The sequence below is a fragment of the Corallococcus llansteffanensis genome (assembly GCF_003612055.1).
GTDB classification, from domain to species: domain Bacteria; phylum Myxococcota; class Myxococcia; order Myxococcales; family Myxococcaceae; genus Corallococcus; species Corallococcus llansteffanensis.
On record NZ_RAWB01000215.1, the window covers coordinates 1 to 15208 of the forward strand.

Below are 15208 nucleotides of genomic sequence, written 5' to 3' on the forward strand. Positions count from 1 at the left end.
GCCCCAGGAACCGCACGGACGTGTACCGGTCCCACCCCGGGAAGGGGAACGCCGGGGCGCCGGCCAGCTGCGGGGCCAGCGTCTGGATGGCCCGCGCCGGATCGAGGCTGGCGGTCTCATCGGTAGGAGGTGGACGGACGTGCTGCGGCGCTTGAGGCGCAGGGCCTTCCCTCAAGAGGGAGGCAAGGGTCTCCTCGGACAAGACGCCCCGCTCACGGAGCAGCTCCAGCGGGCTTCGTCCCAGGCGCCGGGCCTCCTCCCGCAGGGCCGCCGCCTCCTCCCGGGGCAGGAGGCCCTCATCGATGGCGAGCCAGAGCTCCATCTCAATGTCGCGGTTCATCGACAGGGGTCCTCGTGAGGAGCGGATCGGCGTGCGCCGGGCAGGCCCGTGTCAGTCGTTGTGAGCGGCCCCCCGACTGGTCCGAGTATGACGCCATCCCCCAGGGGATGCGAAGGGCGCGGCAGGTCGCCGACGTGTCGCAGGTGTGCCGCCGCGCCCCCTGGCACCCGGTCAGTGCGCGTTGGGCAGGGTCACGAACGGCCAGGTGGAGCCCGGGTTCGCGGGTGGGCCGAGCCACTGGTCCGCGAGGTACTGGGCCAGCGTCCACGGCTCTCCACCCGCGCGGTTCGTCAGGACGATGACCGTGAGGCGCTGGTCCGGATACTTCACGATGGCGTTGGTGAAGCCACACGTCTCCCCGTGGTGTGACAACCGCCGACGCCCTCCGTCATTGTCGACGAACCAGCCAAAGCCATAGCGGGAGAGCGTGCCGCCCTGGAGCCTCGGCGGCGTCCAGGCCTGCGTCTGGAGCTCCTCGCTGACGAGCGCATGCGAATCCACCGCCCGGTCCCACGCCACCAGGTCGTCCACGGACGAGTAGATGCCACCGTCACCCAGGACAGCGCTTGTGGGGCTCTGGTCCCTGGGGATGAAGCCGTCCGGGCCGACGGCATACCCATACGCGCGGCGGTCCACCGTGGAGATGCCTTCTTCATGTGCCACGGACGAACGCATGCCGCTGGGGATGAAGACGCGCTCGTGCAGGAAGCGCGCGAAGGACATCCCGCTCACCTGTTCCACGATGAGCGCGAGCACCGCGTAGCCGGAGTTGCTGTAGCGCACCGCCGTTCCCGGCGCGAACCAGGTGCGCTCCGCGCGGGCGAGCAGCGCCAGCACGTCGCGATCCTTCACCTGCGCCGACTGCGTGGCCGGGACGAAGTCCTCGTAGTCCCAGATGCCCGACGTGTGTTGGAGCAGGTGGTGGACACGGACGTCCTTCAGGGACGCCGGGAACCCGGGGAGCACGTCCACCACGTGGTCGTCGAGGCGCAGCCGGCGATCCTGGACCAGCAACAGGATGGCCGTGGCCGTGAACTGCTTGGTGAGCGACGCGAGCCGGTAGTTGCTCTCGGGCGACGCAGGCGCTCGCTTCTCCAGATCGGCCAGGCCGTAGGCCCGGCGGAGCACGACCTTCCCATCCTGGATCACGACGACGCTGGCGCCGGGGCGCTCCGAGCCGTCGTAGTCGCGAAAGAGCGAATCCACGGCGCGCGCGTCCTGGAGTGAACGCGCTCGTGTGCCCGCGGTCCCCCCTGCGCAACCGACGACCAGCGACAAGAGTACGACGGTGGCAAGCGGGGGAACGGTCCTGGCTCCTGGCCTCATGCGGTGATTATGCAGAAGAGCGAGCCCGACGAAGGAGCGAAGACATGAACCAGGCTGCCCGTGAGCAAATCACCCTCGTGGAGGTGCTCGAGCTGACGGCCCCCTTCGAGGACTTCACCGCCATCATCGAGGCCGCGACGCGGCGGCTGGAGACCGAGGGCGTGAGCAGCCTCCTCGGGGTGCGGTTCTATGGCCGCCCCGGTGACACGGAGGTGGGAGCGGTCATCACGTTCGCGGACGCAAGCCAGGTCATGGACCACATCCGAATGATCTCCGGCTGGCCCGAGTTCAAGGCCCTCCTCGGCGCAGCGAAGCCCATCGACGTGCGGGTCTACGGGAAGCTTGGGGCAGACGCACACGCGTGGCTCCGGACGATGAACGTCGTGAGCAAGGTCTTCGAGAATCCCGTGGCGGGCTTCGTGCGCTAGACAGCCTCCTTCCGAGAATCCAGGCTTCATCCTGCCTGGACCCACGAAGGAGCCTGGATGCGTTCGAGCTTGCTGAAGCCCTGTCTCACGGTGTTGTTGGCCTGCGTCACCGCCTGTGGTGGGAGCACCGCGCCCGAGGCGCCCCCGGCCCTGGAGTCTGGCGAGCACGTCCAGGCCGTGCTGTCTCCGCCGGCGCCGCCGGCCAGCGGCGACATCGTGGACAGCACCGCGTACCTGGGCCCGGTGTCCCTGCCCGGCGCGGTACAGACGCAGTTCACCACCAGCCCCCAGGCGTTCTCTTTCAGCTTCCAAGCACCCGCCGGCAAGACGGTGCGGCTGGAGGTGACGCACCTGGGCAGCTCGATGTACCTGGACACGGGACTCTTCGTGTACGGCCCCCGGCTGCCGGATGGCAGCTACGGCACCACGCTGGTCGCGCAGGACGATGACTCCGGCTATGGCCAGCTCAGCAAGGTCGCCTCGCTCACGCTCGCGCAGGGCGGCGAGTACCTCGCGGTGGTGAGCACGGGCACCGGCGCGGGCAAGCGGTTCCGCCTGGAGCTGGGCGACCCCGCGGCGGCTCCGGCCAGCTACACGCTCCACCTGGGCGAGGAAGCCCTTCCGCCCAACATCCACGCCCTGGAGCGCGAGGCCTACTGGGGCTGTGATGGCGGCTGCGACGGCGAGCTGCACGTCTACGCCTTCCCGTGGAGCTACTCGGGCGAGCCCACGCTCGCCATGGCCACGCGCACCGCCCAGGTGCAGCAGATCCTTTCGGACTACTGGCTCTCCCCCACGGGCGTCATTCCGTACGCGGACCTGGAGCCGCGCATGGAGATCGCCTACCAGCGGCTGCACCCGGCGCTGCTCTCCACCTACGGGAACGGGACGGAGAACGTGCAGGTGGCCACGTACGAGAGCGGCTACGGGGGCGGCATCTTCCGCCTCTTCGTCATCCTCTTCCCCCAGTCCCACAAGGTCGTGACGCTCTGGCAGGACCACTGGCTCTGACAGGCGTGTCCACAGGGGGCACGTGAGCGTGCGTGCCAGGATTGGCACGTTCACCTCGCGCCCCCTGCGCCAGGAGGCCCGTGCCCGCGCGCAAGCTGCCGGAATCCGGCCGCGGAGGATGCTTCGGGGACCCTGGCCCCGACCTCGCAATGGGAAGGCTCCGCAACCTCAGGAGCCCGCACCCATGAATCCCTCGAAGCCCCGTGCCGTGTCCCCGGTCGTTCCCTCCTCCCCACTCCGCCACCGTGGTTGGCGTGCGCTGGCCCTGGGCCTGGCGGCGGTCGCCACCGGCTGTGGCGCTGGCGACGAAGCGTCCTCGCCGGTGCCGTCCGAAGCGTCGGCGCGTGCGCAGGCGCTCGAGGCCCTGCCCGCGAGCTGTGTGGACATCAAGACCGCCTGGCCCGACGCCACGGATGGTGACTACACGCTGTATGTGTCTGGCGAGGCGTCCGCGCCCTGGACCGTGTATTGCCATGGCATGGCCGGCACCCCGGCCGAATACCTGACGCTGACGCAGACGCAGGCCGGCGCCAATTCCTCGCAATACCTCGCGGGGGGCGCGTCGCCCGGAACCACGGTGCGGACCACCTTCACCCGGCTGCGCATCAACCCCACCACGCTGAAGGTGAACACGGCGGATCAGACCTTCGCGACCTCCACGGGCTCGCTCCGGCACAGCAACTCGCAAACCCTGGTGACGTCCATGTCCTATGGCGTGGCCATGTCCTGCAACCGGACGCTGTCCCAGGGCAACATCGACCTGCGGGGCACGCCGTTCGCGGTGCCCACGGGCCAGCTCGTACCCTGGGGCGGCAGCATGGCGGGCACGAGCGCTGTCTCCAGCGAGGCGGATCAGGTCGTCAGCCTGTCGGGCGGCGGCTACTGCGGCTTCGTGGGCCTCGCGGGCATCGTGAGTCCCTACAACCAGGGGGGCGGCCTGCTCCAGCTCCAGTACCGCCAGGGCGACCGGCCCGCGAGCTGCCAGGACATCAAGACGGCTCACCCGGAGGCCACGGACGGCGCCTACACGCTGTTCGTCAACAGGGATCCGTCCAAGCCGTGGGGCGCGTGGTGCCGTGACATGGCCGGCACGCCTTCCGACTACCTCACCCTTTCGCGGACGGGAGACAACGTCAATTACTCGCAGTACACGGCGGGTGGAATCTCGCCGGGCACGAACGTGCGGACGATCTTCACGCGGCTCCGCATCAACCCGCTCACCCTGCGCGTGGACACGTCGGACCAGACCTACTCGGGGTCCTCCGGTTCCATCCTGCACGGCAACCAGTCCCCGGTGACGTCCATGCCCTACGCGGCGGCGATGACTTGCAGCGCCGTGGGGCTGGGCAACATCGACCTGCGCGGAACGCCCTTCGCGGTGCCCGTGAACCAGTTGGGCCGGGGCGGCTACAACTTCGAGCCCTCGTCCATCCTCTTCAGCAACAACAACCAGGTGGTCGACCTGCGCGCCACGGGGAACTGCGGCTGGATCGCCCCGATGGGCAGCTACAACCCCGTCAACCAGAACGGCCTGTCCATGCTCCTGACCTGGTCCGTCCCGCAGTAGCGCCGGGCATTGGCGCCGCGAAGGCAGGGGCGCTTCGCGGCGCGGTGGCGACCTGCGACTACGGGAAGTTGACCGACGCTTCCGTGCGGCGCTGGTAGATCGCCCAGAACCTCTCGGCGATGTCCGAGGCGTCGAGGTTGCCGTGGCCCGTGTCGAACGCGGTGCCCTTCACGGTTCCACCGACGACAACCTCGCCCACGTAGACGCCTTCGGGCGCGAGCCGCTGGTGGAGCAGGCCCACGGTCTTGAGCTGTGCGGCCTTCTCGATGGAAAGCCCCATCCGGCCTCCCCGGCTCGCATACGCTTCCATTCCGGGGTTGTAGTACGCGAGGGCGCCTCCCGTGACGAGGACCGCGCCCTTCCGGGCCTTCAGGTCGGGCAGGGACTCCTGCACCGCGGTCACCAGCCCGACCACGGACACGTCGAACGCCGCGCGCAGCTCCTCGGTGCTCGCCGTCAGCAGGTCGCCGGCGTTATTGGCGAACGCGTTCCAGTGGAGGATCGCGATGGGGCCCAGGGACGCGCGCACCTCGCGGATGAGCGAACGCACGGACTCGGGAGCGCCCAGGTCACAGGAAAAGACCTGGGTGTCGATGCCCGCGGCCTTCAGCGGCGTGGCCGCGGCGGTCATCCGCGCCACGTTGCGGGCGACGAGCGCGACCGCGAACCCTTCCTTGCCGAACCTGCGCGCCACGGCATCGGAGATGCCGGGACCATGGCCACACACTACGAGTGTTGGTTTCATGGCCGCGACATACCACGACAGCCGAAGTCGCAAAGTCGTCCCGTCGATGGCCGGCGTTGCCCTGCGGGGTCGGCTCAGTCACCCCGCTCCGGGGGCGGAGGGCCTGGCTGCGCGAGCGGCCCGGGGGCGGACAGCAGGCCATCCAGGACCCCGTAGGCGTAGAGCGCCGCGAAGGCATAGCCGCCCACCAGGTAGGAGACGTTGAGCTTCCGGGCCGTGGGTGCGTCGTCGGCGGAGTAGCGACCGTCGTTGCCCCGCAGCGCCAGCGCCGTGCCCAGGGAGATGGCGGACACGGCGAAGGTCGTCCCCTGCGTCACGGCGAGCACGGTGCCCTTCGTGGTGCGGCCGTGCACGAGGTGCCCCACGCCGAAGGGCACCAGGTACCAGCCCTTCGACGCCGGCTGGACGCTGGCGAGGGCCTGATCCGCGGCGGAGGGTTCTTGCGGCAGGGTGGGCGATGGAGGCAGGAGCACGGGCGGACGGCGCTCAGCGGCGCGCTGGGTGATGCGCTCCTGTCTCAAGACATTGACCCGTTCGACGAAGGCGATGAAGTCCGGTGGATACAGCAGCGGATCCAGCTTCGCGTCGGAGTCCAGCGCGAGCCCTTCCACCACCTCCTGCTCCGCGCGCGGCAGGTCCTCCTGTGCGTGGAAGGTCGCGGCCAGGAGCAGGTGGGCCTCGGCTTCGTCCGCGCACTGGGGCAATTGGAGGGGCTGGAGCAGCGCCTCCAACGTGGCGCGTGCCCGGGCCAGGTCTCCGGACTGGTAGGCCTCGCGGGCGGGGCCCAGCGCGGAGGACGACGCCAACACCAGCGCCAGGATGAGGGCCTTCACTGAGGCGCCTCCAGCACCACCGTGGTCCGGGTGCCCGCCACCGCCTCCACCGTCTGTCTCAGCACGTTGCCCCCAGGTCCCCGGGCCGACAGCACATGCCCGCCGTGCGCGAGCTTCACGGGCCCACGCAGCGGCGCCACGCCTACCTCCACGCCATCGACGAAGATGCGCGCCGACGCGGGGGCGACGATGGTCACCTCCGCATCGCGAACCCGGAGGGAGACGTCACGCGAGACGGTCTCACCCGCCGCGACCTGGAGCACCTCCTCCACGGGCTCGCACAGCGGGTTGTCGAAGCGCAGGCGGTGCGTCCCGGGGGACACGCGCACCTCGCGGAGCCGGGGCGTGTAACCCCGGCTCTGGCCGTCCACGAAGACCTCGGCCCACGGGCGCGTCACCACGGTCAGGGTCGCGGCGTCCTGGGCGTTGGACCCGGTCCCCGGGTCGAAGGCCGGTGGCGATGAAGCCGTGGAGCTGGAGGGCGGCGCTTCAGTAGGCGTCGGAGCGGGCCCGGTGCTCTCGCCTGCCTTGAGCCTGGAAGGTGCCGGCGCTGTCGGCGAGGGCCGCCGGGGAGTTCCGGGACGAGGCGTCGGGGCCTGGCTGGCGAAGTTCTCCTCGGCGCGGGGGACGGCAGCGTCGGATTCCATCGCCTTGGATGGGTTCCCCGCACCAGGGTCCGTCACCGTCGTCGTCGCGAGAGGACCTACAGCATCCGGTGCGGTCGCCTTGAAAGGGGTCCCATCCGGAAGCCCCGCAGCAGGCTCCGTTGCCTTCACCGTCGCGCGCGGAACGGCAGCGCCCGGAGGGTCCTCTGCTCCGGAGCGGTCTTCGCCCGGACGCGAATGCGCGGGGTCCACCGCTGAGCCGGGAGCAGCTCGCGTGGAACCCTCCGGCGCCCGCCGCGCACTCCATCCCCACACGCCCAGGAAGGCCAGGAGCGCCCCCAGAACAGCGCTCCCCACGAACACCTTCGTCCGCCGGCTGCGAGGCCGCGTCCGCAGCAGCGCCAGCACTTCGGGAGCGCCGGGCCGGAGCGTCAGGGCCACGTTGAGACAGCGTGCCGCCTGGGCACCCTGCCCTGCCTCCAGCAGCGCGCGACCTTCGCCCAGCAGCCTTTGGAAGCGCTCCTCGCGCCAGCGCGCGGCGGAAGCCTCCGGGGCCAGGAAGAACGCCCGCGACGCCTCGGCGGGCGCGCCCACCAGCGACCGCGACACCGCCTCCAGACACGCCGCCAGCTCCGCGCCATCCGCGGGCCGGTCACGAGCATCTCGCGCGAGGCACCGGTCCACGAGCGCCCCCAACACCGGAGGCATGCCCGGAACGACCGCCGACAACGACGGCGCATCCCGCGTCATCACCGAGACCGCCAGCCGCGCGCTCCCCTCGCCCGCGTGCGGCGTCGTGCCCGCGCACAACTCGAACAGGAGGACTCCCACCGCATACACGTCCGACGCCGGGGACCAGGCGCCAGTGTCGATGCGCTCGGGCGCCATGTACGCCAACGAGCCGATGACGGCGCCGGTGCTCGTCAAGCGCGCCTGGTCGGCCAGCGCGGCGATGCCGAAGTCCGCCAGCTTCAGCGGGCCGCCCCGGGCCACCAGCACGTTGTCCGGCTTGACGTCCCGGTGCACCACGCCGCGCGCATGCGCCGCCTCCAGCGCCCGGGCCAGTTCCCAGCCCAGCAGCGCGGCGGCCTCGGGCGGCACGGGGGCCAGCCTCCGCGCCAGCTCGCGCAGGTTCTCGCCCTGCACCCATTCACAGACCAGGAAGGGACCGCGCACGGCGTCCTCGCCAAAGTCATACACCTCCAGCACGTTGGGGTGCTTGAGTGACGCCACCACCTCCGCCTCCTGGCGGAAGCGCTCGGTGAACCGCGCCTCCAGGCCGGCGTGCAGCACCTTCACGGCCACCCGCCGCGACAGCCGGACGTCCCGGGCCAGGAACACTGTCGCCATCCCGCCCCGCCCCAACTCCTGCTCCAACTGGTAGCGGCCCGCCAGCAGTTCGCCCGTCATCGCGAGCACGGTCCCGGTACCACGGGTTCCAGGAGCAGACGCGAGGGCTTCATCACGGGGAGACGCATGGGAGCGGGCCAGGAGTATTCCAGACCGAGGGAGGATGAACAGCCCGGGGGCCTTCAGTCCTCTTCCCCCAGGTAGCGGAACACCGAGCGCAGGCCGATGCCCAGCGCCCGCGCCGCGTCCTTCTTGCTGCCCCCACTCCGGGCGATGGCCTCGCGCACGTAGCGCAGCACGAAGGCATCACGGGCGGCGTCCAGGGGCTGCAGCGGCGTCGCGTCCGCCTCCAGGTCCAGGTCCTCGACGCCGATCAGCTCTCCCGAGCTGAGGATGGACGCGCGCCGCACCCGTGACACCAGCTCGCGGACGTTGCCCGGGAAGGGATGGCCGCGCAGGGCCTCGGTGGCCTTCTGGGTGAAGCCCCGGGCCCGGCCGCCCTCCTGCTTCAAGACATGGTGGGCGATGAGCAGCACGTCGTCGCCGCGCTCGCGCAGGGCGGGGACCTCCAGGCGCACCTCGTCCAGGCGGAAGAGCAGGTCCTCGCGGAAGGCGCCCCGGGCGACGAGCGCCTTGAGCGGCTGGTGCGTGGCGGCCAGGACGCGCATGTCGACCTTGCGCGGACGGTGCTCTCCCAGGCGGGTCACCTCGTGCTCCTGGACCACGCGCAGCAGGCGGGACTGGAGCGACAGGGGCATGTCCCCGATTTCATCCAGGAAGAGCGTGCCGCCGTCCGCCGCCTCCACCAGCCCCGCGCGGTCCGCGCCCGCCCCGGAGAACGCGCCGCGCGCGTGGCCGAAGAGCTCGCGCTCGATGAGGGACTCGGGGAGCGCCGCGCAGTTGATGGCCACCAGCCGTCCGCGCCGACCGCTGCGACGGTGGAGCGCGCGGGCCACCTCCTCCTTGCCCGTGCCCGTCTCGCCCTGGATGAGGACGTGGAGGGACGTGGGCCCCAGCCGCTCCACCTGCCGGTAGAGGGCGCGCATGGCGGGGGATTCTCCGATGAGTCCCTCGAAGGTGGCCGCAGCGATTCGCTGCGTGAGGCGGTCCACGTGCGAGCGCAGCTCGGTCAGCTCCCGTGAGGTGGCCAGCAGCAGGGCCGCGAGCGACGACAGGGCCATGGCCTCCTCCAGGTCCCGCGAGGAGAACGGAGGACTGCCCAGGCGTCGCCCCAGGTACACGGCGCACAGGGGCGCCGAGCCCGCACGCAACGGGAGCACCAGCGCGGAGGTCAGGCGCAGGGACACGACGCTGGGAGCCCCCGCCAGGGCAGCCTCCGCCGCGACGTCGGGCACCAGCACGGGAGCACCCGAGCCCACGACCTGATCCACCAGGCTGTCCGCCACCACCGCGGCCGGTACGGCGCCGGTGGCGACCAGCACCTGACGCTGCGCCCCTTCCACGGACACGAGGAAGCCCAAGTCCGCGGAGGTGACATCGACGAGGCCTCGCAGCGTCACCTCCAGCAGCTCGGAGGCCGGACGCTGCACGAGCAGCCGCGAGGCGAAGTCCGTCAGCACCGGCAGGAGCCGCGAGGAGGTCGCGGGCGCGTCCGCCTTCGTCGCGGGACGGACCTCTTCGGAAGACCCCAGCGTGAGCGAGGCGTGCCCGACGACGAAGGACTCGCCCGGGGCCAGGGGCGACAGCTCCACGCGCTTGCCACGGACGCGCACGTCGCAGCCCGGGCTCGCGGCGGACACCGTCCAGCCGCGCGCGTCGCGAAAGAGCAGCGCGTGGCTGGGCTTCACACCGGGTGACGCAAGGACGACGTCGCACGCGGGGTCGGAGCCCACGGACACCACCGGCTTCTCCAACGCGAAGGGGCGGCCGTCCGGCAGGGTCAGGAAGAAGCGCATGGGAGCGGGGGCCGCGACTCTATCGAGAACGGGATCTCGATGGAATCGCGCGCCGGGGAAGCCGCGCCCGCCTGCTCAGTCCTGCGTCAGGTCGTAGACCTCCTGGATGTTGTGCAGCGTCTGCACGAAGTCCAGCTTGAGGTCCTTGATGATGCCGTTGCGCATGTCGAACACCCACGAGTGCACCGTGGGGAAGCCGCGCGTCAGGAAGGACTTCTGCACCGCGGCCGTCTTGATGATGTTGATGCTCTGCTCCAGGACGTTGAGCTCCACCAGCCGGTCGAAGCGCTGGGTCGCGTCCCGGATGCCGTCCAGCTCCTGCTTGTGGAAGCGGTACACGTCGCGGATGTTGCGCAGCCACGGGTTGAGGATGCCCAGGTCCTTGGGCTGCATCGCCGCCTGCACCCCGCCGCAGCCGTAGTGGCCGCAGACGATGATGTGCTTCACGTCGAGCTGCCGGACGCCGTAGTTGATGACGGACATCACGTTGAGGTCGACGTTGTTCACCAGGTTGGCGACGTTGCGGTGCACGAACACGTCACCGGGCGCCAGCCCCATGATCTGGTTGGCCGGAACGCGGCTGTCGGAGCATCCGATGTAGAGGAAGTCCGGCTGCTGCGACCGCGACAGGTTGGTGAAGTAGTCCGGATCCGAGCGCAGCTGCTCCTCGGCCCAGCGCTGGTTGTTCTCGAAGATCTTGTCGTAGGGCGTCACGGCCTCGACGCTCGCATGAGCCGGCCTGACCGTCGAGAAGAAGCCCCGGCTCATGCTCCGCCGGCAACAGAAGGCAGGACCGCCCGCAGGCAGAACCAGTAGAGCCCCACCCCGATGGAGGCGAGGCACAGCGCGAGCTCCACCCGGTGGGCGAAGCGACTGCGGCGCAGCAGGACCAGCAACGGGAGCGCGACGAGCACGAGCGCCGCCTGCCCCAGCTCGACGCCCACGTTGAACCCGAACAACGCCCCGGTCAGCTCCGAGCGCGACAGCCCGAGCTCGCCCAGGGCCGACGCGAAGCCGAAGCCGTGGATCAGCCCGAAGCCGAACGCGAGCATCCACCGCTTGTCGCCCTTGCTGCCCATCAGGTTGAGGGCCGCCACCACGATGATGGACAGCGCGATGGCGCTCTCCACCCACCGCGACGGCAGGGACACCACCGACAGCGCCGCGAGCGCCAGGCTGATGGAGTGCGCCACCGTGAAGCTCGTGACAACCACGAGCAGCCTGCGCAGGGACGAACCCGCCAGCAGCAGCCCGAGCAGGAACACGAGGTGATCATACCCGGTGAAGATGTGCTCGACGCCCATGCGGATGAAGGCCAGGAGCCCCTGCTCGGCCTGGCCCTTGCGCACGAAGGTGAGGTCCGGGTTCGCGGCATCCGCGACCTGACGGCCTGGCTCTCCATCCACGTCGGACAGGACGATCAGCGTCTGCCCCTCCCCCTTGACGCGCTGGAGGTAGCCGAAGCGCTGCTTCAGCGGCCCCCGGGCGGGACAGCTCGCCGAGGCCGAGAGGTGGAAGTTGCCGTCGCCCGGTTCAATCTCCAGGGGCACGAGCTCACAGGGCTCGCCTCCCGCGGACAGCTGCGACGCCGCCAGCGTCGCGGAGAACACCGCCGTCATGAGCTGATCCGGAGCAAGGTCCGGCCAGCCCGGCCCGAGCAGCGCGTCGATGGAGTCGTTGCGGATCGTCAGCGTTTGCAGGACGCGATCCTGCTCGACCTGGACGTTGAGCGTGGACATGTCGAGCGGATGGCCCACCGCCGATGACGCCATCAACGAAACACAGACAACCACCAGCAGGGAGCGCATGCGGAGCAACTTTCCAGTTCCTCAATCCGAAAAAACCATGCTACTCGGTTTTTTAGTATTCCAGGAAAGTGAGTTTAAGCATGAAGAACACGTTATTTTCCACCACCACTGCATGGTGGTGGGCGGGGGCCCTGACGCTGGGCTGTGTGGGGCCGGAGGGCCTGGAGGAGGACTTCGCTGAGTCCCGCCAGCCCCTGGTCTTCGCGAGGACCACGGAGTTCGTGGCCACGCATGACGCCCGCATCAAGGAGCGGCTGCCGACCACGAACTACGGCGCCTACTCCCCGATGTGCGCGCAGATCGAGGACGGCGGCACCGACGAGTGGGTCGTCTTCAAGTTCAACACCCCGGGGCTGGTGGCGCCCTTCTCCCGCGCCACCCTCCGGCTCTACCTGGGCGTGGACGGCGGCACGCCGCACAACTTCCGCATCTACAACAGCACCAACACGACCTGGGACGAGACGGTCACCTGGAACACGCGGCCCACGCCCGGGACGGCGTACGTCACGGTGCCCGGGGGCTCGGCGGACAACTCGTACTTCGACATCGACGTGACCCCGCTCATCAACCCGGCCTTGACGACCCAGACGCTCATCATCAAGCCGGTGGCGAGCACCGACACCAACGCCCTGTGCCTCGTGGACCGGGCCAGCCCCACCATCCTCCAGGGCGAGAGCACCCAGCCCCGGCTCGTGGTGGACTACTTCGGCGCCGTGCCCACCGCGGATGCCCTCGTGGACGAGGCCACGCCTGACACCAACTCAGGCGCCGCCCCCACGCTCTCGCTGTCGGCCACGGCCCCGGCGCGTCGCGCGTACCTCCAGGTCCCCATCTCCCGCACCCTGCTCAACGACCTGCGCGGCATCCAGCTGCACGGCACGTCCATCCCCGCCAACGTGGGCAGCCCGCGCGGCCGGGTGATGCTGCGGCTGTACCCGACCACCACCGTGAGCGGCACGAGCGCCGTCGTCTACGCACCGCCCTCGGGCACCAACTGGACCACCTGGAGCGAGACGGGGCTCACGTGGGCCAACCAGCCCGCGGGCACGGGCGCTCCGAACGCCACCGCCATCGCCAGCCTCTCCAACACAGTGGCCGGCCGCTGGATTGAAGTGGATGTCACCCAGGCCGTCACCCACGCCACCGCCTGGGCGGACGCGCTGACGACCACGAAGCAGGACCTGTCCCTCAACCTGCTGCTGGCCGGAGGCACGGGGACGTTCGCGTCGAAGGAGGATCCGACCTTCAAGCCGATGCTGGTCTTCATCAGCGACCAGCTCCCGACGGTGAAGACCGACGGCATCTGTGGCCGGGGCGAGGACTGCGCGAACAGCCCCACCGACTGCGGCGTCTGCGCCACCGGCACCAACCGCGGCGCCTACCTGCCCGTCTGGGGAGACCTGCACCGGCACGGCCTGGGGGACGGCAAGGACGGCTGGGACGGGACGGAGCTGCGCACCCACACCACCAACGTGCTCACGTACCTCAAGAACACGGAGAAGCTGGACTTCGTCGCGCTCTCCGAGCACGTCGGCAACGACGGCTGGGAGAAGTCTGCGGGGTTCGCCCGCCAGGTGGAGTCGGTGGATGCCACGCGCGTCGCCGAGCGGTTCATCCCCTCGATGGGCGCGGAGACCTCCAGCTACAACGGCGCCATCGAGACGCACATGAAGTTCGACATCGCCAGCAAGGGGGCGGGCACCTACTCCGCGGTCAAGCTGCGGATCAAGGTCCAGAACGCCTCCGCGGATGGTCAGTTCAAGGTCCGCCGGCAGATCCGCTGCAACAGCGGAGGCACCCTGAGCCCGGCCTGGTACAGCATGGCGAAGCCCGGGTGGCCGGACCGGTGGAGCCGGGCCTGGGAGGAGAAGAAGGACCTCTTCCCCGGCAACATCCCCCTGGAGAGCTGGTACGACATCGACGTGTCGGAGCTGCTCCTGGTGAACGGGACGCTCTACACGAAGATGAGCGGGGACTGCTCACCGGACCCGGACACGCTGAGCAACGTGGTGCTGGCCATCACGGTGGGCACCGTCACCACGGACGCCCTGGGCTTCTACACGCGGGACAGCGCGGGCGGCGTGGATGCGCCCCGGCTGGTGTTCTTCATCAACGGCGTGGAGCAGGCAGGGCCCATCTCCACCAACGCGGATCAGCGCTTCGACAGCACGGACACCGCGAGCGGCGCGGGCACCCACTCCAGCACCGAGCCCACGACGGGAATCGACCTGACCAACAGCACGGGCGACCCGGGCAACTTCTCCATGGGCCACTTCAACATCCTGTTCCCGCCCGCCAACATCAACATGGACACGTACAACTGGACGAACGGGACGACGCGCAACTGGAAGAACCCGAAGACCAGCAACCGCGTGTACTACGACTACCTGGATGACACCGCCAATGACTGGCTCGGGCAGATCAACCACCCCTTCAGCATCGACTACCCGATGGTGGACATGACGGTGGCGCCGGGCGCCGTGGCGCGGATGGCCACCTACGAGCTGAGCGGAGGGACCCTGGAGCGGTGGACCAACACCGCCTACTACGCGAACTCCTGGCAGCCGAAGATCAACCGCTATCTCCAGTACGTCCGCCACGGGTGGCGGGTGGCCCCCGCGGCCAACTCGGATGCGCACTGCAGCTGCACGACGTCCACGTGCTCCATCACCGCGCACAACTGCCCTTCGACGGTGACGGGCACCCGGACCGGCATGTGGACCCTGGGGCGCAACTTCACGGCGCTGAAGCAGGCCCTGTCGCAGAAGCGCGCCTTCGCGGTGCAGAACGGCCCGGGCCTCGAGGACAAGAACGTCTACGTCGCGCTGGAGGCCACGCAGTCCTCGGCGTTCGACTCCAGCTGGTGGATGGGCAGCGTCCTGCCCAATCGCAGCGCCTGGACGCTGACGGCGTTCGCGAAGAATTTCAACGTCACCGGCACGGTGAAGATCAATCGCATCACCCTGCATGACGACGACGGCTATGGCGCCATCGCCACGCTCCAGTGTGGCGGCCTGTCTTCGTGCAGCGGTTCGTTCAACTACACGCCGGGCGCGGCCAACAAGGCCGTCATCGCCGTGGCCGAGCTGTCCACCGGCCACTACGTCGTGTCGGCCCCGATGTTCTTCTAGCGGGCGCTGAAGGCTCTCACGGCACCGGGAGGGGGAGGCTGCCTCCTTCCGGTGCCGGACCCGACATCGTTGACTGGACCCGCTCGTGCCCGGTGGGGAGGCTCGTCGCCCGGGGTACGTGTGGGCATCCTGCTCCGGGGTTCACGGG

At 69.8% G+C, this 15208-nt stretch carries 12 protein-coding genes; 4 read left to right on the plus strand and 8 right to left on the minus strand.

Going from position 1 to position 15208, the window contains the following annotated elements:
• The coding region (locus D7V93_RS20540; protein ID WP_147451253.1) for a hypothetical protein at positions 1-340 on the minus strand (340 nt) is incomplete at its 3' end.
• Positions 341-511: 171 nt separating this feature from the next.
• Positions 512-1546, minus strand: coding sequence for a serine hydrolase domain-containing protein (locus D7V93_RS20545; protein WP_244237405.1), 1035 nt, complete (start codon positions 1544-1546; stop codon positions 512-514).
• Positions 1547-1710: 164 nt separating this feature from the next.
• Here D7V93_RS20545 and D7V93_RS20550 point away from each other — a divergent pair, with 164 nt between their 5' ends.
• From D7V93_RS20550 to D7V93_RS20560, 3 genes are all read left to right on the plus strand, one after another.
• Entirely contained in the window at positions 1711-2094 is a 384-nt protein-coding gene (locus D7V93_RS20550) for a hypothetical protein (RefSeq protein ID WP_120645032.1), read from the plus strand.
• Positions 2095-2151: 57 nt separating this feature from the next.
• A complete protein-coding gene (locus D7V93_RS46750; RefSeq protein ID WP_244237406.1) occupies positions 2152-3105 on the plus strand; it encodes a PPC domain-containing protein in 954 nt (317 codons plus the stop codon).
• Between the two features lie 184 nt (positions 3106-3289).
• Positions 3290-4672, plus strand: coding sequence for a GON domain-containing protein (locus D7V93_RS20560; RefSeq protein WP_120645033.1), 1383 nt, complete (start codon positions 3290-3292; stop codon positions 4670-4672).
• A 58-nt stretch (positions 4673-4730) separates the two neighbouring features.
• On the opposite strand, the gene D7V93_RS20565 is transcribed toward D7V93_RS20560, so the two are convergent.
• From D7V93_RS20565 to D7V93_RS20590, 6 genes are all read right to left on the minus strand, one after another.
• A complete protein-coding gene (locus tag D7V93_RS20565) occupies positions 4731-5417 on the minus strand; it encodes an SDR family NAD(P)-dependent oxidoreductase (protein WP_120645034.1) in 687 nt (228 codons plus the stop codon).
• A 74-nt stretch (positions 5418-5491) separates the two neighbouring features.
• Positions 5492-6250 carry a hypothetical protein gene (locus tag D7V93_RS20570; protein WP_120645035.1) on the minus strand — a complete coding sequence of 253 codons (759 nt, stop codon included), beginning with the start codon at positions 6248-6250 and terminating at the stop codon, positions 5492-5494.
• The gene (locus D7V93_RS20575) at positions 6247-8265 is read right to left on the minus strand and encodes a serine/threonine-protein kinase (protein WP_120645036.1); all 2019 of its coding nucleotides are present in this window, start codon (positions 8263-8265) and stop codon (positions 6247-6249) included. Before D7V93_RS20575 ends, D7V93_RS20570 begins: the two co-directional genes overlap by 4 nt.
• Before the next feature lie 122 nt (positions 8266-8387).
• Complete coding sequence (locus D7V93_RS20580) at positions 8388-10121, minus strand: sigma 54-interacting transcriptional regulator (protein WP_120645037.1); 1734 nt, start codon at positions 10119-10121, stop codon at positions 8388-8390.
• Between the two features lie 75 nt (positions 10122-10196).
• Entirely contained in the window at positions 10197-10835 is a 639-nt protein-coding gene (locus D7V93_RS20585; RefSeq protein WP_244237407.1) for a carbonic anhydrase, read from the minus strand.
• A gap of 50 nt (positions 10836-10885) precedes the next feature.
• A complete protein-coding gene (locus D7V93_RS20590; RefSeq protein WP_120645039.1) occupies positions 10886-11929 on the minus strand; it encodes a HupE/UreJ family protein in 1044 nt (347 codons plus the stop codon).
• An 80-nt stretch (positions 11930-12009) separates the two neighbouring features.
• On the opposite strand from D7V93_RS20590, the gene D7V93_RS20595 reads away from it, so the two are divergent.
• Entirely contained in the window at positions 12010-15060 is a 3051-nt protein-coding gene (locus tag D7V93_RS20595) for a CBM96 family carbohydrate-binding protein (protein WP_120645040.1), read from the plus strand.
• Positions 15061-15208 lie beyond the last annotated feature (148 nt).

Bases quoted from the DNA above. Each gene is read 5' to 3' on its own strand.
- D7V93_RS20550 (WP_120645032.1), top strand. From the start codon at position 1,711: ATGAACCAGGCTGCCCGTGAGCAAATCACCCTCGTGGAGGTGCTCGAG.
- D7V93_RS46750 (WP_244237406.1), top strand. From the start codon at position 2,152: ATGCGTTCGAGCTTGCTGAAGCCCTGTCTCACGGTGTTGTTGGCCTGC.
- D7V93_RS20560 (WP_120645033.1), top strand. From the start codon at position 3,290: ATGAATCCCTCGAAGCCCCGTGCCGTGTCCCCGGTCGTTCCCTCCTCC.
- D7V93_RS20565 (WP_120645034.1), bottom strand. From the start codon at position 5,417: ATGAAACCAACACTCGTAGTGTGTGGCCATGGTCCCGGCATCTCCGAT.
- D7V93_RS20575 (WP_120645036.1), bottom strand. From the start codon at position 8,265: ATGACGGGCGAACTGCTGGCGGGCCGCTACCAGTTGGAGCAGGAGTTG.
- D7V93_RS20580 (WP_120645037.1), bottom strand. From the start codon at position 10,121: ATGCGCTTCTTCCTGACCCTGCCGGACGGCCGCCCCTTCGCGTTGGAG.
- D7V93_RS20590 (WP_120645039.1), bottom strand. From the start codon at position 11,929: ATGCGCTCCCTGCTGGTGGTTGTCTGTGTTTCGTTGATGGCGTCATCG.
- D7V93_RS20595 (WP_120645040.1), top strand. From the start codon at position 12,010: ATGAAGAACACGTTATTTTCCACCACCACTGCATGGTGGTGGGCGGGG.